Source organism: Enterobacteriaceae endosymbiont of Donacia sparganii (assembly GCF_012569045.1).
In the GTDB taxonomy this organism is placed as follows: Bacteria; Pseudomonadota; Gammaproteobacteria; order Enterobacterales; family Enterobacteriaceae.
Genome location: NZ_CP046196.1, coordinates 197,780 through 218,724, shown reverse-complemented (window position 1 = coordinate 218,724; position 20,945 = coordinate 197,780). Strand labels below are relative to the sequence as shown.

Genomic DNA, 20,945 nt, shown 5'->3' with positions numbered 1-20,945 from the left:
TATTATGTTAATATAAAATTTTTTATAAAAATTCTTGCCTGATATTAAATCAGTATTAATATTAGACAAGAACTTATTAAGTTTTTTTATAAAAAAATATTTTTTATATTTTTTTATATTCTTTTTTTAAACATACTAAAATAGTAATAATACAAGAAAATAATATTCCTAATAACCATATTAAATACCACATCTCTTTATATCCATTTTAAATTTTATAATTTTTTCTAATAATAAAAATTAGATTTCTTTTTAATTTTTTCTTTATTAATATAAAAAAACATTTTTTTATAACACCAAAAAGTATATGCCAAAACAATAGGCATAAATATAATTACTATATATAACATTATATTTAGTGTTAATTTACTTGATGTTGCATTCCAAATAGTTAAACTTTGATAAGGTTTGATATTTGAAGGAATAATAAAAGGAAACATTATAATTCCTAAAGTTAGGATAATACTAATAATAGTTAAAGAAGAACAAATAAAAGTTATTATGAATTTTTTAAATATAGATGATAAAAATGTTAAAAAAGGTAAAACAATACTTGTTAAAGGTATAATATATAAATAAATATGATTTTTAAAATTAGACATCCATGCTTTATTTTCATAAATAATATTATTATTTTTTAAAAAAATATTATTCATTTTTTTATAAATAAATAAATTAATTTTATATCCCTTCATAAAAAATAAAATATTAACTAATGATAATATAAAAAATATTATTAATAATATAGAAGATAATTTTAAAATTAAATTTAATCTAGAGTTAAGATTATAATCTTTAATTCTTATTTGTAAATAAGATGCAGCATGATTTATAACTAAAAATAAAGTTGTTATACTAATAATAATACTAGAAAAATTAAATAATTTTAAAAAATTTTTTTCAGAATAAATATGATAATATTTATCCATATAAAATGGAATTCCTTGTAATATATTACCTAATGCTATCCCTATAATAATAGGAGGTATTATACTTCCTATTGAAATACATATATCACATATTTTTTGCCAAATTTTATTTTTAATTTTAGATCTATATTCAAAACCTACAGGACGTAAAAATAATGATATTAATAACAATAACATTACTATATAAAAATGAGAAAATATAGTAGCATAGACAATAGGCCATGCTGCAAATAAAGCTCCTCCAGTTGTAATTAACCATACTTGATTACCATCCCAATGAGGAGCGATAGTATTTATCATAATTCTACGTTCAATATTATTTTTACCTATTATAAATAATAAAATACCAACTCCCATATCTAATCCATCAGTAATTATAAATCCTGTAATTAATATACCAATGATTATTGACCAAATTACACATAAAAATTCATAATTTAACATTAAAATAACCTAATTAATTGTTTATTTAATATATTTTTTTTTTGAAATATTTTTTTCAAAAAAATATTTACCAGTACCTAAAATACTAGGACCTATTCTAGATATTTTATATATTAAAAATAATTCTACTAATAATAAAATTGTATAAAAAATAAAAATAATTATTATTGAAAATAATACTTCTAAAAATTGTAAAGAAGATCCAGCCATATATGTAGGTAGTATATCTTTTATAGCCCATGGTTGTCTTCCATATTCAGAAACAAACCAACCTGCTTCTGAAGCAATCCATGGTAATGGAATTATATATAAACATATTTTTAATAAATTTTTCTTTTTTTCAATATTATTTTTTATAATGGCAAAAATAAAAACTAGTATTAATATAATAAATAAAATAAAACTAGATAACACCATAATTCTAAAAGAAAAAAATAAAGGACTTATTAATGGTATAGAATTTTTAGCAATATTTTTTATCTGTAAATCATTTATATTATAAATATTTTGATAATATTGTTTAACTAAAAATCCATATCCTAAATATTTTTTATATTTATTAAATATTTTTATATTATTTATTTTTAAATCTCCATTTTTTATTTTTTCAAGAGCAATTAAAGCTTTTAATCCATTTTTTATTTTTAATTCATTTTTTTTAATTAAATTTTTTATACCTATTAAAGGTAATTTAGAAGATCTTGTAGCAATTATGCCTAATATATAAGGTATTTTTATAGAATATTTATTTAATTGTTTTTTTTGATTAGGTAAACACATCATATTAAATGATGCTGGTGGTTTTTGTGTTTCCCATTCTGCTTCAATAGCTGCTAATTTAGTTTTTTGTGTAGTTCGTAATTGATATCCTGATTCATCTCCTAAAACTATTACAAAAAAAATAGAAAATAAACCAAAACAAGAAGAAATAATAATTGATTTTTTAGCAAATTCTATATCCCTTTTTTTTAAAAGGTAATAAGCACTAATTCCAATAATAAATATCGCTCCTGTTGTATATCCAGCTGTTACAGTATGAACAAATTTTACTTGTGCTATAGGATTAAAAATTAAATTCCAAAAATTATTCATTTCCATACGCATATTTTGATAATTAAAATAAGATGCAATAGGATTTTGCATCCATCCATTAGCAATTAAAATCCAAAGAGCGGAAAGATTTGAGCCTATAGCAACAAACCATGTTACAATCATATGTTGTATTTTATTTAAACGATCCCATCCTAAAAAAAATAAACCAACAAAAGTTGATTCTAAAAAAAAAGCAACTAAACCTTCTATAGCTAATGGAGCACCAAAAATATCTCCTACATAATGTGAATAATATGACCAATTAGTCCCAAATTGGAATTCCATTGTCAATCCTGTTACTATACCTAAAGCAAAATTAATACCAAATAATTTTCCCCAAAATTTGGTCATATCTCTATATATTTTATTTTTAGATAAAATATAAATTGTTTCCATTATAGCTAATAAAAAAGAAAGTCCTAAAGTTAATGGTACAAATATAAAATGATACATTGCTGTTAATGCAAATTGTAATCTTGATAGGTCAACAACATTTAACATTATTAATCCTTATATAATTTAAATTTTTATATAAATTTATTATTTTTTTATATATTTTAATAATATTTTTATAAAAAATATAATAATAAATTATTAATTTTTTATAAAAATAAACGTATAGGATCCTCTAATAATGTTTTTACTAGCATTAAAAAACCTATAGCATCTTTTCCATCTATTAAACGATGATCATATGATAAAGCTAAATACATCATAGGCATAATGAATATTTTTTTGTTTATTACCACAGGTCTATCTTTAATAGCATGCATTCCTAATATAGCACTTTGTGGAGGATTAATAATAGGAGTAGACATTAAAGAACCAAAAACTCCTCCATTAGTAATTGTAAATGTTCCACTAACTAAATCTTTTGTAGATAACTGATTTTGATTACTTTTAATAACTAATTTTTTTATTTTTTTTTCAATATCTATTATTGATAATTTATTAGTATCATATATAATAGGAGTTATTAAACCTCTTTCTGTTGCAATTGCAATATTAATATGATAAAAATTATTATAAATAATATCTTCTCCATCAATAAAAGCATTTATTTTTTTAAAAAATTTTAATGCTTGTGTAACTGCTTTAATGTGAAAAGAAGTAAAACCTAACTTAATATTATAATTTTCAAAAATAAAATCTTTATAATTATTTTTTATATTAATAATTTTTTCCATATTTACTTCATTAAAAGTAGTTAATGTAACTGTATTATTTTTAGAATCCATTAATTTTTTAGAAATATATTTTCTTATTGGACTCATTTCTTTTCTTTCAATATTATTATTTTTAAAAATTTTTTGTTTTTTTTCTTTATTGTTATCTAAATTTTTTAAATTAGATTTTTTATTAGAATTAGATATTTTATATAATAAAATATTATCTTTTTTTATCATTCTTCGTTTAGAAGGACTAAAATCATTTAATTGATTAATTATTTTTTTTGGATCATTATTTTTAGTTGAATTAATTAAATTTGAATTTTTTATTATATTTTCTGTATTTTTAAAATTTTTTGTTTTTTTTAAAATACCGATAATTTGTTGTGATTGTACTTTTATACCTGGTTTTACTAAAATTTTTTCTAAAATACCATTAATAGTTGAAGGAATTTCTAATACTACTTTATCTGTTTCTAATTCTAAGAGAATATCATCAATTTTTACTTTTTCTCCTTGTTTTTTATACCAATTAATTATAATTGCATTATTTATTGATTCAGGTAAATCAGGAACAATAATATTAACATTATCCATTTTAATCCTTATAAATTACTTTTTTAGTTTTTATTAATGTTAAAAACAGAATATATTATTTTTTGTTGTTGTTTTTTATGAATAGGAAAAAATCCTGTTGAAGGAGATGCAGATTTATTTCTTCCTATATAATTAATATTTAAATTTAATTTATTTTTAAAACAATTTTGGATATATATCCATGCACCTTGATTTTTAGGTTCTTCTTGACACCAAAAAAAATTATTAATTTTAATATATTTTTTAATTATTTTCTTTAAATTATTTTGTGGAAATGGATATAATTGTTCAATTCTAATTAAAATAATATTATTATTTTTTATAGAATTTTTATGTTCTAATAGATCATAATATATTTTTCCAGAACAAAAAATAATCCGTTGAATATTTATATTATTAATTTTAATGTCTAATTTATCTATAACTAATTTAAAAGAATTATTTACAAAATTTTTTAATGAAGAACATGCTAATGGATGTCTTAAAAGAGATTTTGGAGAAATAATAATTAGTGGTTTTTTTATTAAATTAAACGCTTGTTCACATAATAAATGATATATTTGAGATGAATTAGAAGGAATACAAATTCTCATATTATTTTCAGCACATAATTGTAAAAATCTTTCTATTCTTGATGAAGAATGTTCTGGTCCTTGTCCTTCATATCCATGAGGAAGAAGTATTACTAATCCACTTTTATATCCCCATTTTTTTTCTCCTGAACTAATAAATTGATCTATAATAATTTGAGCTCCATTAATAAAATCTCCAAATTGTGCTTCCCATATTGTTATAGTATTTTGGTTATTTAAAGAATAACCATATTCAAAACCTAAAACAGCTTCTTCTGATAAAATAGAATTATAAATATAAAAATTTCCTTGTTTTGAATTAATATGTTTTAAAGGAGTATACGAAATTTCATTTTTTTGATCATAGACAACAATATGTCTATGAGAAAAAGTGCCTCTTTTAATATCTTCTCCTGATAAACGACAAGATATTCCTTGAGTTAGAATATTTGCATAAGCTAAATTTTCAGCAGCTCCCCAATCTAATTTTTTATCTTCTTTACTCATACTAATTCTATCTAAATAAATTTTTTTTACTATAGGATGAATATTAAAATCTTGAGGTAAAGAACTAATTTTAAAAAGTAATTTTTTTAATTCATTTATTTGAAAATTTTTACATATTATTTTTTTGTTATCTTTTTGAATAGAAAAATATGATTCAATAAAAGAATGACCTTTATTAAATAAATTTTGATATTTTTTATATAAATCTATTTTTTTTTGATTATCGATAATATTACTAGATAATAATTTATCAAAATATAAATCTTGTATTTTTTTATGATTTTTAATATAATTATACATTAATGGTTGTGTTATATATGGATCATCCATTTCATTATGACCATGTCTTCTATATGATACTAAATCAATAAAAACATCTTTTTTAAAAATATTTCTATATTCAATCGCTAATCTTATAATAAGTATTACATTTTCTAAATGATCTGCATTCACATGAAAAATAGGACATTGAATCATTTTAGCTATGTCAGTACAATAATAACTAGATCTCATATCAGTAATTTTAGAAGTAGTAAATCCGATTTGATTATTAATAATAATATGTATAGTACCATTAACTCCATGTCCTTTAGTTTGAGATAAATTTAAGATTTCTTGTATTATTCCTTGTCCACTAAAAGATGCATCTCCATGTATATTTATATGTAAAATATTAACATTATTAATATTTTTTTTCTTTAAATAATCAATTTGGGATCTAGCTATACCCATAGTAACACTATTAATAATTTCTAAATGGGAAGGATTAAAAGCTAATTGTAACTTAATTTTTTTTTTATTAATTTTAATAATAGAAGAATAACCTAAATGATATTTTACATCATCGATATTATCTGTTTCTAAAAAAATATTTGAAAATTCATTAATTATATTTTGAATTTTTTTACCCATTATATTTACTAAAAAATTTAATCTACCTCTATGTGCCATACCAAAAATTATTTTTGTTGTTTTATTTTCTAATTTACTTGAATAACGTATTATTTCCTTTATTAAAGGAATTAAAACATCACAACCTTCTAAAGAAAATCTTTTAGCACCTGGAAATTTTTTTCCTATATTTTTTTCAAAAATTTCTGTTGCAATTAATTCTTCTAAAAATATTTTTTTTTCTGTAGATTTTAAATTATTTTTTATTAATTCTATATTTTTTTGTATCCAAAATTTTTCATTATCTAATAAATGATAAAATTCTATACCTACAGAATTACAGTATATTTTTTGAAAAAAATTATATATATTAATTATTTTTTGATTTTTAAAAAAAGAATTTAATGTAATTTTTTTTTGTAAATCTTTTTTACTAATTTGATAATTTTTAAATTGTAAAGTATTACTTAATTTTTTTTTATTTAAAATTAAAGGGTTTATATTAGCATAATAATGACCTATCATTCTAAAATTATTTATTAAGTAATTTATTCTTTCTATTAAAAATTTATTTTTATCAAAATAATTACTTTTAAATTTATTCTTTTTATTTAAATTTTTATTTTTTTCTTGAAATTTTATAAATATACTAATCCATTCTTTATCTATTGATAAAGGATCTATTAAGAATTTTTGATATAATTTTTCAATATAAAAAATATTTTCATATAAAATATTTTTTTTTAAGTAAACATTATTCATTATAATCTCTTAGAAATATAAAAATATTTATTTTATTTTAATATTAATAAAAAAATTAATATATATAAAATATAATTTAAATATATTTAAAATAAAATTATTTATTGTAAATTTTATTATTTTTATAATTAATTAAGTATAAAGTATATAAAGATTTTTTATTATTTTTATATATTTTAGTATTTTGTTATATTAAAAAATATTATTAGTTCTTTAATTAAAATAAAATATTTAAAATTTAAATTAAAATTTCGATTAAATAAAAAAATTTTATATTTTATTTTTAATTATGTTAATTTCTAAATAATAAATTATATAAAAAAAATAAGGATAATAAGAAGTATTTAATATTATAAATTTTTATTTATATTATTAATTTATATAAAAATTTTTTTTTAAAAAGCACATAAAACATTAATAACAAATTATTAATGTTTTATGTGCTTATAACCATTTTTTTCTTTTAAAATAAAAATAAGGTGCTAAAGCTGACGCTAACATTATAATAATAGCATATATATAACCATATTTCCATTTTAATTCTGGTAAAAAAGAAAAATTCATACCATAATTAGATGCTACTAAAGTAGGGGGTAAGAAAATTACAGATACTAATGAAAAAATTTTAATAATTCTATTTTGTTCTATATTAATAAATCCCATTGCCGCTTGAACTAAAAAATTAACTTTTTGAAATAATGATTCATTATGAGGTAAAAGTGATTCAATATCTCTTGATATTTCTCTAGCTTGTTCTATTTGATCATTAGGTAATCTAGTTTTTCTCATTAAAAAATTTACAGCTCTTTGTGTATCCATTAAACATAATCTTACTTTCCAACCTATATCTTCTAATTCAGCTAAAGTAGAAAGTGCATTATCAAATTGATCATTTTGATGTCCTTTCATAATAATACAACTTAAAGATTCTAAATGACTATATATATTTTCAATTTCATCAGCTAATTGTTCGATTTTAGTATCAAATAAATCTAATAATAGTTCATAAGGATTTCCATAAATCATGGTATGATGATTATGTATACGTATTCTGTATAAACGAAAAGCAGCTAATTCTTTTTCTCTTAAAGTATACAGTCTATTATTTTTAATTGTAAATGCTACAGTAGTAGTACCTGGATATTCATTTTTATTTTTATAAAAAAAGAATGAATGAATATGTAATCCTTCTTTATTTTTAAAAAATCTTGCCGAAGCTTCTATATCTTCTAGTTCTAGTCTAGTAGCTAAATTTTGTTTAAGTAAAGAATGTATTTTTTCTCTTTCACTATTTTCAGGATTTATTAAATCAATCCACATAGCATCTAAAAGATTTTTATAGTCATCATTTAATTTTATATTAATTAAATGTTTTTTATATATTTTATAAGCATTTAACATAATAACTCCTAATAAGGATATTATTTTTAAAAAATTTATATTTTATTTAAAATTTTAATTTTATTTTAAAAATATTTTTTAAATAGAAACTTTTATATAATTAGACATTATCCATTTTATTGCTGTATTATCAAATTTAATTTGTAATTTTTCATTATTTTCTAAAATTTCTATTTTTAAAATAATTCCTTTTCCAAAAATTTGATGATAAACTATTTGTCCTATAAAATATTTTTTTTTTCTTAAAATATTATTTTCTTTAAATAAAATATTTATATTTTTTAAATAACTGATTTTTTTAATACAATTTTCTGGTAATTCATTAAGAAATCTTGATGGTACAGAATTAATTTCTTTACCATATAAATAACGTTTTTTGGTATAAGTTAATGTTAATTTTTTTTTTGCTCTAGTAATACCTACATAAGCTAAACGTCTTTCTTCATTTATATCTTTATCAGTAAAAAAAATTTTATTTGGAAAAATACCTTCTTCCATCCCGATAATAAATACTTCAGAAAATTCCAATCCTTTAGAAGCATGAATTGTCATCATTTGTATATAATTATTAGTTTTTTCACTATTTATATTAATATCTTCTGTTAGTAATGAAGTTTTTGAAAGAAAATCTATTAATAGATCATTATTATTAATATTTAATTTATTTTTATTTTCTAATATTATTTTCATAAAATAATTAGCTGCATTAATTAATTCTTTTAAATTATTTATTTTAGTAAAATTTTTTTCAGATAAACAATTTATATTATACATTTCCCATAATCCAGAATTTTTTATAGTTTCTTCTATAATTATAGGTAAAGGTTTATTTTTTGTATTTTTTTTTAAAGATTTAATTAATTGAACAAATTTTTTTAATGCATTAAATGACATTGTTTTTAAATATTTTTTTTTTTTTAAAATATAAAGACTAGATTTCCACAATGTTAAAAAATATTTTTTAGAAATATTTTTGATAATATTTAACGTATTATTACCAATTCCTCTTTTAGGAATATTTAAAATTCTTTCAAAAGAATTATCATCATTATAATTAGATATTAATCTTAAATATGATAAAATATTTTTTATCTCTTTACGTTCAAAAAAACGTATTCCTCCATAAATTTTATAAGGAATGCAAAATTTTAACATAACTTCTTCTAAAACACGAGATTGTGCATTATTTCGATAAAGAATTGCACAATTATTTAATTTTATATTTTTTTTTATAAATTTTTTATTTATATATTTTGCTATATATTCAGCTTCATCAAATTCATTTAATGCAAAATATATTGAAATAAGTTTTCCATTATCTGCATTAGTCCATAATTTTTTTTTTAATCTAGTATTATTATAAGAAATTAATTTATTTGCAACATTTAAAATATTAGAAGTAGAACGATAATTTTGTTCAAGTAAAATTACTTTAACTTGATCAAAATCTTGTAAAAAATGATTCATATTTTCAATTTTAGCTCCTCTCCACCCATAAATTGATTGATCATCATCTCCTACAAGAATAATTTTAGTATTATAATATTTACTATATAATAAAGATATAAATTTATATTGTATATCATTTGTATCTTGAAATTCATCAATTAAAATATTCTGAAATCTTTTTTGATATATTTTTAATATATAAGGATTATTTAAAAATAATTTATATAAGCATAATATTAATTCATTAAAATCAATAACTTCAGAAATTTTACAAAGATTTTGATATTCACTATATATTTTAGAAAAATTTATATTATAAAAATTATTTTTATAAATATTAATATTTTTATTATTAAATAAATTATTTTTTAAATTATTTATATATTTAATAATATTTTCTATTGAATAGATTTTATCTTTTAAAGATAATTTTTTTAAAATTCGTTGAATTAAATTTTTTTGATCATAAGTATCTATAATCTGAAAATTTTTTGTTAATCCTGCTTCTAAATAATAAATTCTTAATACATAATAAGCAAAACCATGAAATGTTCCTATCCAAATATCATTTTTTTTTTTATTATTTATTAAGGATGTAATTCTAGCTTTTAATTCTAATGCTGCTTTATTTGTAAAAGTAACAGCTAAAATAGATTTTGGAGTACAATTTTCTTTATAAATTAACCATGCTATTCTACGAATTAATACAAGAGTTTTTCCACTTCCAGCACCAGCTAATATTAATAAATTTTTTCTAATTTCAGTTACTATTTCTTTTTGTTTATTATTTAAATTTTTTAATAAATCTATATTTTTCATTTAGTAAAATACCATAATTAAAATATTTATTTTAAAATAAAATTTATTATAATATTATTTCACCATCATAAACATAATTAGCGTCTCCTTGCATAAATAAATTTTTATTATTACCTTTCCAAAAAATAGTTATAATACCTCCAATAAGATTTACATATACTTTTTTTGATAAAATATTTTTTTTAATTCCTATAGCTGCAGCAGCACAAGCACCTGATCCACAAGATTTTGTTTCTCCTACTCCTCTTTCGAATACTCTTAATTTAATAGTGTTTTTATTTAAATATTGCATAAAACCTACATTAACTTTTTTAGGAAATAATTTATGATTTTCCAAAAATGAACCTATTAATGATACTGGAGTATTTGATACATCTTTTACTTGTATTACACAATGTGGATTACCTAATGAAATAATATTAAAATTAATATATTTATTTTGAAATAAAATTTTATAAGTATTTTTAATACTATTAGTTAAAAATGGTATATCTTTAGGATTAAATAAAGGAACTCCCATATTTATGGAAATAACTTTATTATTTAAGATTTTTAAATATATTAAACGATTTTTTGTACTTACACATATAATATTTTTAGAAGTTAATTTCTTAATTTTTAAATATAAAGCTAGACAACGTGCACCATTACCACATTGTTCAACTTCATCACCATTAGCATTAAAAATTCTATAATGAAAATCAATATTTTGATTTAATGATAATTCGATTAATAATAATTGATCAAATCCTATACCTAAATATCTATTAGATAATTTTTGTATAACTATTTTATTTAAAAATAAATTTTTTTTTATATTATTTATAATGATAAAATCATTACCTAATGCATGCATTTTAGTAAATTTTATTTTCATATGATTAATTATAAGGTTTTTAAAAAAAATAAAAAATTAAGAATAAATAAATGATTAATATAATTGAAAATTTTTTTTATTTATTACAGATACTGTATAATCATTTTTACCTATTATAACTATATCAGCACATCTTTGTGTAAATAAACCAACTGTTACAACTCCAGGAATATTATTTATATATTTTTCTATTTTAATAGGATTATTTAAATTTAATTTATATACATCTAATATAATATTACCATGTTCTGTAATTGTGTTTATACGAGGTTTAGCTATTGCACCTATACATAATAATTGTTTAATAATAAAAGCTTTTGCTAAAGGTATAATTTCTATAGGTACTGGATGTAATTTTCCTAATTGTTTTACATATTTTGATTGATCAATAATACAAATAAATATATTTGAAAAACTAGATATAATTTTTTCATTAGTTAACGCTGCTCCACCTCCTTTTATCATTTGCATTTTATTATTAATTTCGTCTGCACTATCAAAATATATTCCGATTTTTTTTATTTTATTGATTTCATAAATATTAAAATTATATTTTTTTAGTTTTTCTGTAGAGTTTTTAGAAGCAGATATTACTCCTTTAATATTTTTTTTTTCAGTATATAAAATATCAATAAAATGAGATATTGTAGTTCCTGAACCAATACCAATAATATTAGTATTTTTAATATATTTTATTGCAATTTTTGAAGCAATATTTTTTAGTTTATTAAACATATATCTTTATAGCTTTATATAAAATATAATTTATATTATATTAAGTATAATAATTTGTAAAAAATTTTGTATTTTAATTGTTCAAAATTTTTCTTTAAATCCAAATACTATTACATATATAATGTATTTAAATAAAAATTTTTAAAAATAATCATATAAAATTATTTATTAAAATATAAATTTATATTATTTAAATAAATTTATTAAGATTGAATAATTTTATATAGACTTTATTTAACAAATTCTATTATGAGATTTTTTTATGAAAAAATTAAAAATAATTTTTTGTATATTTTTTATTTTTGGTATTATGACATTTATATCTGGAAATGTTAATGCTAAATTATTACCATTTAATTTAACAAAAATTAAAAAAAAATATTTGTTACCTTCGAGTTTATCTATAATTTTATCAAAAATTACTCCATCTGTTGTTAATATTGATGTCCAAGGTAGTACTTTTGTTTCTCAATTTAGATTACCTTCTAATATACAACAATATTTAAATGAACATTTTTCACTATGCAAAGAAGGATCGCCATATGAAAATACTCCTATTTGTGGTAATAGTAACAATATTCTTGAACAAAAATTTCATTCAATTGGATCCGGTGTAATTATAAATTCTAAAAAAGGCATGATTATTACTAATAATCATGTTATAGATCATGCTAATTATATTTCAGTTGAATTAAATAATGGAAAGATTTATGAAGCCAAAATTGTAGGACAAGACCCAAAAACAGATATAGCTTTAATACAAATTAAAGATAAAATAGGAAATTTAAAAGATCTTAAAATAGCTAATTCTGATAATTTAAAAGTTGGAGATTATACTATAGCAATAGGTAATCCTTATGGATTAGGAGAAACTGTTACATCAGGAATTATATCTGGATTAGGACGTACTGGACTTAATATTGAGAATTTTGAAAATTTTATTCAAACAGATGCCGCAATTAATCGTGGTAGCTCTGGAGGAGCACTAGTTAATTTACATGGAGATTTAATTGGAATAAATACAGCAATTTTAACTCCTAATGAAGGTAATATTGGTATTGGTTTTGCAATACCTAGTAATACAGTTATAAATTTAGTTAATCAATTTATAAAATTTGGTAAAATAAAAAGAGGATCTTTAGGAATTTATGGTGTTGAACTTGATCCACAAATATCAAAAGTAATGAGAGTTCCTAATATATATAAAGGTGTTTTTATACGTAAAATTGTATCATTTAAAAATAATAAATTAAAATCTGGTGATATTATTATTTCATTAAATGATAAAAAAATTGATAGTTATGCTTTATTAAAAGCTAAAATAAGCACATTTATGCGTGGTACAATTATAAAATTAGGAATTATAAGAAAAGGTATTTTTAAAATAATAAAAATAAAATTAAATAATTTTTGTAAAAATAATTCTTCTGATGAAGAAATTATGTATTATGGTATTGAAGGCGCATATTTAGATAATATTTTATTAAAAAATAAAAATTATATTTTTAAAAATTTAAAAAAAAATACTGTAGTACAAGTTAGAAAAGTAATACCTAATACACCTGCTGCAATAATAGGCCTTAAAAAAGGTGATATAATAATATCAATTAATAAAAAACGTATATATAACATAAAAAATCTTAAAAAAATTTTAGGAAAACAACCATCATTAATTCTTTTATATATTTTAAGAGGTAATCAAAATTTATATTTAATAAATTAAAAAAATTATAAATTTAATTGAAATAAATTTTAAAATATATCATAATATTAATAATGGCCCTTTAGCTCAGTGGTTAGAGCAAACGACTCATAATCGTTAGGTCGTTGGTTCAAATCCAACAAGGGCCAGATTATTTTATTACAAAAATTATATTTTAGTTCATTGTTTATTAATTATATCAATATAAAATATATTAATAATCTTAAATAAAATATTATCCTTCTTAAGATAAGAAATTATTTTAAAATTAAATTAAAATATTTTTTTTAAAAATTAGGAAATAAATATGTTAGAAATTTATTTATTAAAAAATAAATTAAAAGAAATTAAAAAAAAAAATATTTTTATTAGGGGGTTTCTTTAATTATTCTAAATATAATAAAAAATTACTAATAATAAAAAATAAATTAAAAAATTCTGATATTTGGAATAACGTTAATTATTTACTTATCTTAAATAAAAAAAAATCAAAAATAGAAAATTTATTATTTTCTTTAGATAAAATTAATCAAGAAATTATTGATATTACTGAATTAATCGATTTAGCTATTAAAACTAATGATAAAAAAATATTAAAAGAATCTACAGAAATTTTACTTAAGATAGAAGATGAAATAAATATTTTAGAATTACAAAAAATTTTTGTTCAAAAAAATGATAAAAAAAATTGTTTTATAAATATCCAATCTGGATCTGGAGGTATAGAATCCCAAGATTGGGCTAAAATAATAATGAAAATGTATTTAAAATGGGCAGAAAAAAAAAATTTTAAAACTACTATTATAGATGAATCTCCAGGAGAAATAGGTATTAAATCATGTACAATACATGTAGTAGGTAATTATGCTTTTGGTTGGTTACGAACAGAAAATGGTATTCATCGTTTAGTTAGAAAAAATCCTTTTAATTCATCAGGAAGAAGACATACTTCATTCGTATCTACCTTTATATATCCAGAAATTAAAAATAATAATAATATATCTGTTAATTTAGAAGATTTACGTGTAGATGTATATAGATCTTCTGGGGCCGGTGGACAACATGTAAATCGTACGGAATCTGCTGTACGTATTACACATATTCCAACAGGAATAGTTACGCAATGTCAAAATAATAGATCACAACATCAAAATAAAAATCAAGCTATGAAACAAATAAAATTAAAATTATATGAATTACAAAATAAAACAAAACAAAAAATAAAAAAAAAAATTGAAAAAAAAAAATTTAATATTAGTTGGAGTTATCAAATACGTTCTTATATATTAGATGATTCAAGAATTAAGGATATAAGAACAGGTATAGAAAGTTATGATGTCCAATCAGTACTTAACGGTAATCTAGATAAATTTATTCAAGCTAGTTTAAAATTAGGTTTATAAATATAGGATTTTTTGTTATGTTTGAAAAAAAACATGAACTTAATAATAGTTTTAAAAATATTAATAATGAAATAAAATATAGATATAAAAAATTAATAAAATTAAGAAAAAATAATAACATAGTTTTTCCTAATAATTTTAAAATTAATATTTCATTACATGAAATATATAAAAAATATAATCATAAAAATAATCTAATAAATAAAAAAATATTTTATATTGCAGGACGTATAGTAAATTTACGTATTATGGGTAAAGCTTCTTTTATTAATATCCAAGATTATACAGGAAAAATACAAGTTTATATATCTCAAAATGGAACATCTATAAAAACATATAAAAAATTTTTAGATGAATATGATCTAGGAGATATTATAGGTATAGTTGGTTATATTTTTAGAACTAAAACTCAAGTTTTATCTATTTTTTGTCAAAAAATTTATTTATTAACAAAGGCAATTAGACCTTTACCTGATAAATATTATGGATTAAAAAATAAAGAAATAAAATATAGAAAAAGATATTTAGATTTAATTGTAAATAAAAATACACGTTATATCTTTCAAAAAAGATCTCAAATTATATTAAATATTCGTAATTACATGAATAAAATAGATTTTATTGAAGTAGAAACTCCTATGATGCATAATATACCTGGTGGAGCTTTAGCAAGACCTTTTATAACATATCATAATACATATAATACAAATATATATTTACGTATAGCTCCTGAATTATATTTAAAACGTCTTATTATTGGAGGTTTTAATAAAATATTTGAAATTAATAGAAATTTTCGTAATGAAGGTATTTCTACGCAACATAATCCTGAATTTACTATGATGGAATTATATGTAACTTATTCTGATTATAAAGATTTAATGATTTTATTTGAAAAATTATTTAAAAAAATTTATCAAAAAATATTTAAAAACTCTTTATTAAAATATAATAATCATATTTTTGATTTAAATAAAAATTTTAATAAGTTAACTATGAAAGAATCTATTATATATTTTTATCCTAATTTTACTTTAGAAAATTTAGAAAATATTGATAATTTAATACAAATTGCTAATTTATTAGATATTAAAATAGATTCTAATTGGAATAAAGGTAAGATTATTTTTGAAATTTTTGAAGAAAAAATTACCAATAAAATCATAGAACCAACATTTATTACAGAATATCCTATTGAAATTTCTCCGTTATCAAGAAGTAATAATTTAAATCCTTTATTTACTGATAGATTTGAATTTTTTATTTGTGGTATGGAAATAGCTAATGGTTTTTCTGAGCTTAATGATTATGAAGAACAAAAAAAAAGATTTCAAGAGCAAAAAAACGTTAAAAACATTAATAATAAAAATGTTTATGAAGATTTTTATGATCAAGATTATATAGAAGCATTAGAACATGGACTCCCTCCTACAGCTGGATTAGGTATAGGTATTGACCGATTAATTATGTTATTTACTAATACAAAATCAATAAGAGATGTAATCTTATTTCCTATGTTAAGAAACATTTAATAAGCTAATTATTTTCTCAGTTTTTTTAATCAAAAATATAAAATTTTCTGTTGTTAAAGAAGTTTTTCCTATTAAAAAACCATTAATATCCTTTTTTTTTAAAAAAATATCTATATTTTTATAATTAATAGATCCACCGTACTGAAATAATATACTTTCTGCTATTTTAATATTTAACGATGATATGTATTTTTTAATAAATAAAATAGTTTTTTGTACTTCATCTATATTTGCAATTTTTCCTGTACCAATTGCCCAGACAGGTTCATAAGCTATAATAGTTTTATTAAAAATATTAATATCACTAATTTTTAGTATATCATTAATTTGTTGAATACAAATTTTTTCTGTCTGATTTTGTTTTTTTTGTTCTTCTGTTTCTCCTATACATAAAACAGGAATTAATCCATTATTTTTAATTAATATAAATTTTTTAGAAATAAAATTATCATTTTCATGATGGAATATTCTTCTTTCTGAGTGCCCAATTATAACATATTTCACACCTACATCTTTTAACATATTTATTGATATTTCTCCAGTATAAGATCCTTTAAGATGAATATCTACATTTTGAGCTGTTAAAGATATAGATGTATTTTTTAAATAGTTATTTATATAATTTAAATATACATAAGGTGGCGCTATAGATAAATCACAAAAATGTAATGAATTATTTATTTTTTTTTTAATTAAATTTATATTTTTATTTATAAAATTATAATCACCATTTAATTTCCAATTAGCAATAATTAAAAATTTTTTCATATTTTTTTTCTTTATTAAGATTTACCAATATTTTTCTAGTGTAATATTACCATTTTTATTAATTAAATTTTTAGATAAATTTCTATTTTTTTCTAAAAATTTTTGCGTTTGTTTAATCATTTCTGGATTACCACATAACATTACATGACTATTTTTATTATTAATTTTTATTCCAATTTTATTTTCTAATTTTCCATTTTTTATTAAATCAGGGATATAACCAAATAATATAGAATTATTAATATTAATATTTCTAGTTAAAATAATTTGTATTATTAATTTATTATAATATTTTTTTTTAATTTTTTTAACTAAATTTAAATAACTAAAATCTTCTATATATCTAATAGAATGTACTAAAATTATTTTTGTAAATTTTTTAAAACATATATTATCTTGTAATATTGAAAGATAAGGACCTATACCAGTTCCAGTTGATAACATCCATAAATTTGTACAAGATTTAATATTATTAAGCGTAAATGTACCTAGTGCATTTTTAGAAATCATAATTTTATCATTAATTTTTAAATTATACAAATATGGGCTTAATTTACCTTTTTTAATATTAGAAATATAAAATTCATGATTTTTATTTTTTGGAGAATTAATATAAGAATATGCTCTTTGTATTTTTTTCCCATTAACTTCTATAGCTAATTTTGTAAATTGACCTGCAAAAAAATTATTAACATTTGCGTTTAAAATAATACTAAATAAGTTTTTTGTCCAGTATTTTATTTGTTTAATATTACCAATACTCCATTCTGTCATATTTTATCCTTTTATTTAGTCAATAAAATAATATTTTTTCTTAAAATAAATTATTAATATAAATTATATTAAATATAAAATATATATTTTTTAAAAAAAAATAAATATTTTGAAAAAAATAAAAAATTTTATTTTATATTTATATTTTTTCTATAAAATGTTATCATATATTTTATATATATTTTTATAAAAAATTTAAATTAAAAATAAAATATATATTTTAAATAATAAATTATAATAAAAAAAAATTATAATATTAATATTTTGAAATATATAAATTTAAAGGGGTGTAGTTTAATTGGTAGAATATTGGTCTCCAAAACCAATGGTTGGGGGTTCAAATCCCTCCGCCCCTGAGAAATAATAATATTTATTTTATAAATTTCAATTTTTATAATTTTTAAAAAATTTAATAAATAAATAGTAAAATTAATAATATAAATATATATTTATATATAAAAAATATTTTAATTGGAAATTATATCATTTTTTAAAAAATTCTAATAACATATCAAATTACAAACCATATTTTTAAATCTTAAAACAAATAAATTAAACCATAATTACGTTGAATTATGCATATTATTTTACTAAATTAAAGAGGTTAAAAATGAATGGAGCACAATGTATAATTCAAGCATTAAAAAAACAAGATGTTAAAACAGTATTTGGATATCCTGGAGGAGCCATAATGCCTCTTTATGATGCATTATATGATGGAGAAATAGAACATATATTATGTCGTCATGAACAAGGAGCTGCTATAGCAGCAATTGGATATGCAAGGGCTACTGGGAAAATAGGAGTGTGTATTGCAACATCTGGTCCTGGAGCTACTAATTTAATAACAGGAATTACAGATGCTATGGTAGATTCTGTACCTCTTATTGCTATTACAGGACAGGTATCTCTTCCTTTAATTGGTACTGATGCTTTTCAAGAAATAGACATCATAGGTATGTCTTTATCGTGTACTAAACATAGTTTTTTAATAACTTCACCATTAGAGTTATCCTCTATTATAGAAAAAGCTTTTTTTATAGCATTATCTGATAGACCAGGACCTGTATTAATAGATATACCTAAAGATATACAATTATCTAATTTAACTGAAAAAATTAAATTTAAAAATAAAAAAAAAAAAAATATTCAAAAAAAAAAATATTCAAAAAAAAAAATTATAGAAGCTAATAATTTATTAAAAAAATCTAAAATGCCTATATTATATATAGGAGGAGGTGTTAATATAGGTAATGCAGTTAATACACTAAGAAAATTTGTAAAAAATTCTAAATTACCTACAGTAGTAACTTTAAAGGGACTAGGGACTATAGATAATAAAAATCCTTATTATTTAGGAATGTTAGGTATGCATGGAAATAAAGCAGCTAATTATACTGTACAAAAATGTGATTTATTAATAGCTATTGGAGCTAGATTTGATGATAGAGTTACAGGTAATATAAAAAAATTTGCTCCTTATGCAAGTATTATTCACATGGATATAGATCCAGCTGAAATTAATAAAATTTGTAAAGTAAATGTAGAATTATTAGGTAATTTAAATTTTTTAATTCCATTATTAGAAATCCCTAAAAATATTTTAAAATGGCAATACTATATAAAAAAAATTAAAAAAAAATATTCTTATAAATATAATTTATTTATGAAAAATAATAAAATTTATGCTCCTTTTTTACTTAAAAAATTATCAGATTTTAAAGATAAAGACACTATTATTACCACAGATGTGGGACAACATCAAATGTGGGTTGCACAACATATAAATTTTTCTAATCCTAAGAATTTTATTACTTCTAGTGGATTAGGAACAATGGGTTTTGGTTTACCTGCCGCAATTGGAGCGCAAATTGCAAAACCTAATAATAATGTTGTATGTATATCAGGAGATGGTTCATTTATAATGAATATTCAAGAATTAAGTACAGTTAAAAGAAAAAATTTACCTATAAAAATTATATTATTAGATAATAAAAGATTAGGTATGGTAAGACAATGGCAAGAACTATTTTTTAGTAAAAGATATAGTGAAACTACTTTATGTGATAATCCAAATTTTATAAAATTAGCTAAATCTTTTGGAATATCAGGACATAGTATCAGTTATACAAATGAAATTAATAAAAGTTTAAAAAAAATTTTTTCTATAAAAAAACCTTATATATTACATGTTTCTATTAATGAATATGATAATGTTTGGCCATTAGTTCCTCCTGGATATAGTAATAATAATATGATAGAGAAAAATTAAATGAATCAATATCAATTATATATTAAAACAAATATTAGTCCTGAAATTAGTGAAAGAATAATAAGAATTATTCGTCATAGAGGATTTTTAATTAAAACTATAAATATAGATGTAGTAAATAAATTAAAAAATATTAATTTTAAATTAATAGTACGAAGTTATAGATCTATAGATTTTTTAGTAAAACAAATTAAAAAATTAATAGATGTACTAGATATAATAATTATATCATAAAATATTATAATAACAT

Annotated in this window: 16 protein-coding genes and 2 tRNA genes; 7 read left to right on the top strand and 11 right to left on the bottom strand. The window is 19.1% G+C overall.

The annotated features are described in order from the left end of the window. Positions 1-103 precede the first annotated feature (103 nt). The 9 genes from GJT98_RS01030 to rpiA all read right to left on the bottom strand — a co-directional run bounded on the left by GJT98_RS01030 (position 104) and on the right by rpiA (position 12,244). Positions 104-193 carry a cytochrome bd oxidase small subunit, CydX/CbdX family gene (locus GJT98_RS01030; RefSeq protein WP_168821004.1) on the bottom strand — a complete coding sequence of 30 codons (90 nt, stop codon included), beginning with the start codon at positions 191-193 and terminating at the stop codon, positions 104-106. A gap of 34 nt (positions 194-227) precedes the next feature. Further along, the gene (cydB, locus tag GJT98_RS01025) at positions 228-1,373 is read right to left on the bottom strand and encodes a cytochrome d ubiquinol oxidase subunit II (RefSeq protein WP_168821002.1); all 1,146 of its coding nucleotides are present in this window, start codon (positions 1,371-1,373) and stop codon (positions 228-230) included. Positions 1,374-1,394: 21 nt separating this feature from the next. Continuing rightward, complete coding sequence (locus tag GJT98_RS01020) at positions 1,395-2,966, bottom strand: cytochrome ubiquinol oxidase subunit I (protein WP_168821000.1); 1,572 nt, start codon at positions 2,964-2,966, stop codon at positions 1,395-1,397. A 101-nt stretch (positions 2,967-3,067) separates the two neighbouring features. After that, entirely contained in the window at positions 3,068-4,231 is a 1,164-nt protein-coding gene (sucB, locus tag GJT98_RS01015) for a dihydrolipoyllysine-residue succinyltransferase (protein WP_168820998.1), read from the bottom strand. 23 nt (positions 4,232-4,254) lie between these two features. Further along, positions 4,255-6,963: a 2-oxoglutarate dehydrogenase E1 component gene (locus tag GJT98_RS01010; RefSeq protein WP_168820996.1), complete on the bottom strand. Its 2,709-nt coding sequence runs from the start codon at positions 6,961-6,963 to the stop codon at positions 4,255-4,257. A gap of 444 nt (positions 6,964-7,407) precedes the next feature. Next, the gene (gene corA / locus GJT98_RS01005) at positions 7,408-8,364 is read right to left on the bottom strand and encodes a magnesium/cobalt transporter CorA (RefSeq protein WP_168820994.1); all 957 of its coding nucleotides are present in this window, start codon (positions 8,362-8,364) and stop codon (positions 7,408-7,410) included. Positions 8,365-8,442: 78 nt separating this feature from the next. Then, entirely contained in the window at positions 8,443-10,632 is a 2,190-nt protein-coding gene (locus tag GJT98_RS01000; protein WP_168820993.1) for a UvrD-helicase domain-containing protein, read from the bottom strand. A 46-nt stretch (positions 10,633-10,678) separates the two neighbouring features. Further along, complete coding sequence (gene dapF, locus GJT98_RS00995; protein ID WP_168820991.1) at positions 10,679-11,509, bottom strand: diaminopimelate epimerase; 831 nt, start codon at positions 11,507-11,509, stop codon at positions 10,679-10,681. Positions 11,510-11,563: 54 nt separating this feature from the next. After that, the gene (gene rpiA, locus GJT98_RS00990; RefSeq protein ID WP_168820989.1) at positions 11,564-12,244 is read right to left on the bottom strand and encodes a ribose-5-phosphate isomerase RpiA; all 681 of its coding nucleotides are present in this window, start codon (positions 12,242-12,244) and stop codon (positions 11,564-11,566) included. A gap of 262 nt (positions 12,245-12,506) precedes the next feature. Here rpiA and GJT98_RS00985 point away from each other — a divergent pair, with 262 nt between their 5' ends. The 4 genes from GJT98_RS00985 to lysS all read left to right on the top strand — a co-directional run bounded on the left by GJT98_RS00985 (position 12,507) and on the right by lysS (position 16,881). Beyond that, positions 12,507-13,967, top strand: coding sequence for a Do family serine endopeptidase (locus GJT98_RS00985; RefSeq protein ID WP_168820987.1), 1,461 nt, complete (start codon positions 12,507-12,509; stop codon positions 13,965-13,967). A 55-nt stretch (positions 13,968-14,022) separates the two neighbouring features. Then, a tRNA-Ile gene (locus GJT98_RS00980) sits at positions 14,023-14,095 on the top strand. A gap of 158 nt (positions 14,096-14,253) precedes the next feature. Continuing rightward, positions 14,254-15,349 (top strand): peptide chain release factor 2 gene (gene prfB, locus GJT98_RS00975; RefSeq protein WP_168820985.1). Its coding sequence is split into 2 segments (ribosomal slippage): positions 14,254-14,328 and positions 14,330-15,349, totalling 1,095 coding nucleotides; the frame shifts between segments, so codons are not numbered across the junction. A 17-nt stretch (positions 15,350-15,366) separates the two neighbouring features. Continuing rightward, the gene (lysS, locus tag GJT98_RS00970; RefSeq protein WP_168820983.1) at positions 15,367-16,881 is read left to right on the top strand and encodes a lysine--tRNA ligase; all 1,515 of its coding nucleotides are present in this window, start codon (positions 15,367-15,369) and stop codon (positions 16,879-16,881) included. Here lysS and tpiA read toward each other — a convergent pair. Both tpiA and GJT98_RS00960 read right to left on the bottom strand, forming a co-directional pair. Further along, on the bottom strand, positions 16,867-17,649 hold the full coding sequence (gene tpiA / locus GJT98_RS00965; RefSeq protein WP_168820981.1) for a triose-phosphate isomerase: 783 nt from the start codon (positions 17,647-17,649) through the stop codon (positions 16,867-16,869). The genes lysS and tpiA overlap by 15 nt on opposite strands. 21 nt (positions 17,650-17,670) lie before the next feature. Continuing rightward, positions 17,671-18,423 (bottom strand): FAD-binding oxidoreductase, encoded by a 753-nt coding sequence (locus GJT98_RS00960; RefSeq protein ID WP_168820979.1) that lies wholly within the window; start codon positions 18,421-18,423, stop codon positions 17,671-17,673. A gap of 283 nt (positions 18,424-18,706) precedes the next feature. On the opposite strand from GJT98_RS00960, the gene GJT98_RS00955 reads away from it, so the two are divergent. The 3 genes from GJT98_RS00955 to ilvM all read left to right on the top strand — a co-directional run bounded on the left by GJT98_RS00955 (position 18,707) and on the right by ilvM (position 20,929). After that, a tRNA-Trp gene (locus tag GJT98_RS00955) sits at positions 18,707-18,779 on the top strand. 254 nt (positions 18,780-19,033) lie between these two features. After that, positions 19,034-20,695, top strand: a complete 1,662-nt coding sequence (ilvG, locus tag GJT98_RS00950; RefSeq protein ID WP_168820977.1) for an acetolactate synthase 2 catalytic subunit — start codon at positions 19,034-19,036, stop codon at positions 20,693-20,695. Beyond that, positions 20,696-20,929, top strand: a complete 234-nt coding sequence (gene ilvM / locus GJT98_RS00945; protein ID WP_168820975.1) for an acetolactate synthase 2 small subunit — start codon at positions 20,696-20,698, stop codon at positions 20,927-20,929. Positions 20,930-20,945: the final 16 nt, after the last annotated feature.

What these genes read in the sequence shown, in the direction of transcription:
- rpiA (WP_168820989.1), bottom strand. Translation starts at nt 12,244, where the DNA reads ATGTTTAATAAACTAAAAAATATTGCTTCAAAAATTGCAATAAAATAT.
- lysS (WP_168820983.1), top strand. Translation starts at nt 15,367, where the DNA reads ATGTTTGAAAAAAAACATGAACTTAATAATAGTTTTAAAAATATTAAT.
- GJT98_RS00960 (WP_168820979.1), bottom strand. Translation starts at nt 18,423, where the DNA reads ATGACAGAATGGAGTATTGGTAATATTAAACAAATAAAATACTGGACA.
- dapF (WP_168820991.1), bottom strand. Translation starts at nt 11,509, where the DNA reads ATGAAAATAAAATTTACTAAAATGCATGCATTAGGTAATGATTTTATC.
- GJT98_RS00985 (WP_168820987.1), top strand. Translation starts at nt 12,507, where the DNA reads ATGAAAAAATTAAAAATAATTTTTTGTATATTTTTTATTTTTGGTATT.
- GJT98_RS01000 (WP_168820993.1), bottom strand. Translation starts at nt 10,632, where the DNA reads ATGAAAAATATAGATTTATTAAAAAATTTAAATAATAAACAAAAAGAA.
- GJT98_RS01010 (WP_168820996.1), bottom strand. Translation starts at nt 6,963, where the DNA reads ATGAATAATGTTTACTTAAAAAAAAATATTTTATATGAAAATATTTTT.
- GJT98_RS01030 (WP_168821004.1), bottom strand. Translation starts at nt 193, where the DNA reads ATGTGGTATTTAATATGGTTATTAGGAATATTATTTTCTTGTATTATT.
- tpiA (WP_168820981.1), bottom strand. Translation starts at nt 17,649, where the DNA reads ATGAAAAAATTTTTAATTATTGCTAATTGGAAATTAAATGGTGATTAT.
- ilvG (WP_168820977.1), top strand. Translation starts at nt 19,034, where the DNA reads ATGAATGGAGCACAATGTATAATTCAAGCATTAAAAAAACAAGATGTT.
- cydB (WP_168821002.1), bottom strand. Translation starts at nt 1,373, where the DNA reads ATGTTAAATTATGAATTTTTATGTGTAATTTGGTCAATAATCATTGGT.
- sucB (WP_168820998.1), bottom strand. Translation starts at nt 4,231, where the DNA reads ATGGATAATGTTAATATTATTGTTCCTGATTTACCTGAATCAATAAAT.
- ilvM (WP_168820975.1), top strand. Translation starts at nt 20,696, where the DNA reads ATGAATCAATATCAATTATATATTAAAACAAATATTAGTCCTGAAATT.
- GJT98_RS01020 (WP_168821000.1), bottom strand. Translation starts at nt 2,966, where the DNA reads ATGTTAAATGTTGTTGACCTATCAAGATTACAATTTGCATTAACAGCA.
- corA (WP_168820994.1), bottom strand. Translation starts at nt 8,364, where the DNA reads ATGTTAAATGCTTATAAAATATATAAAAAACATTTAATTAATATAAAA.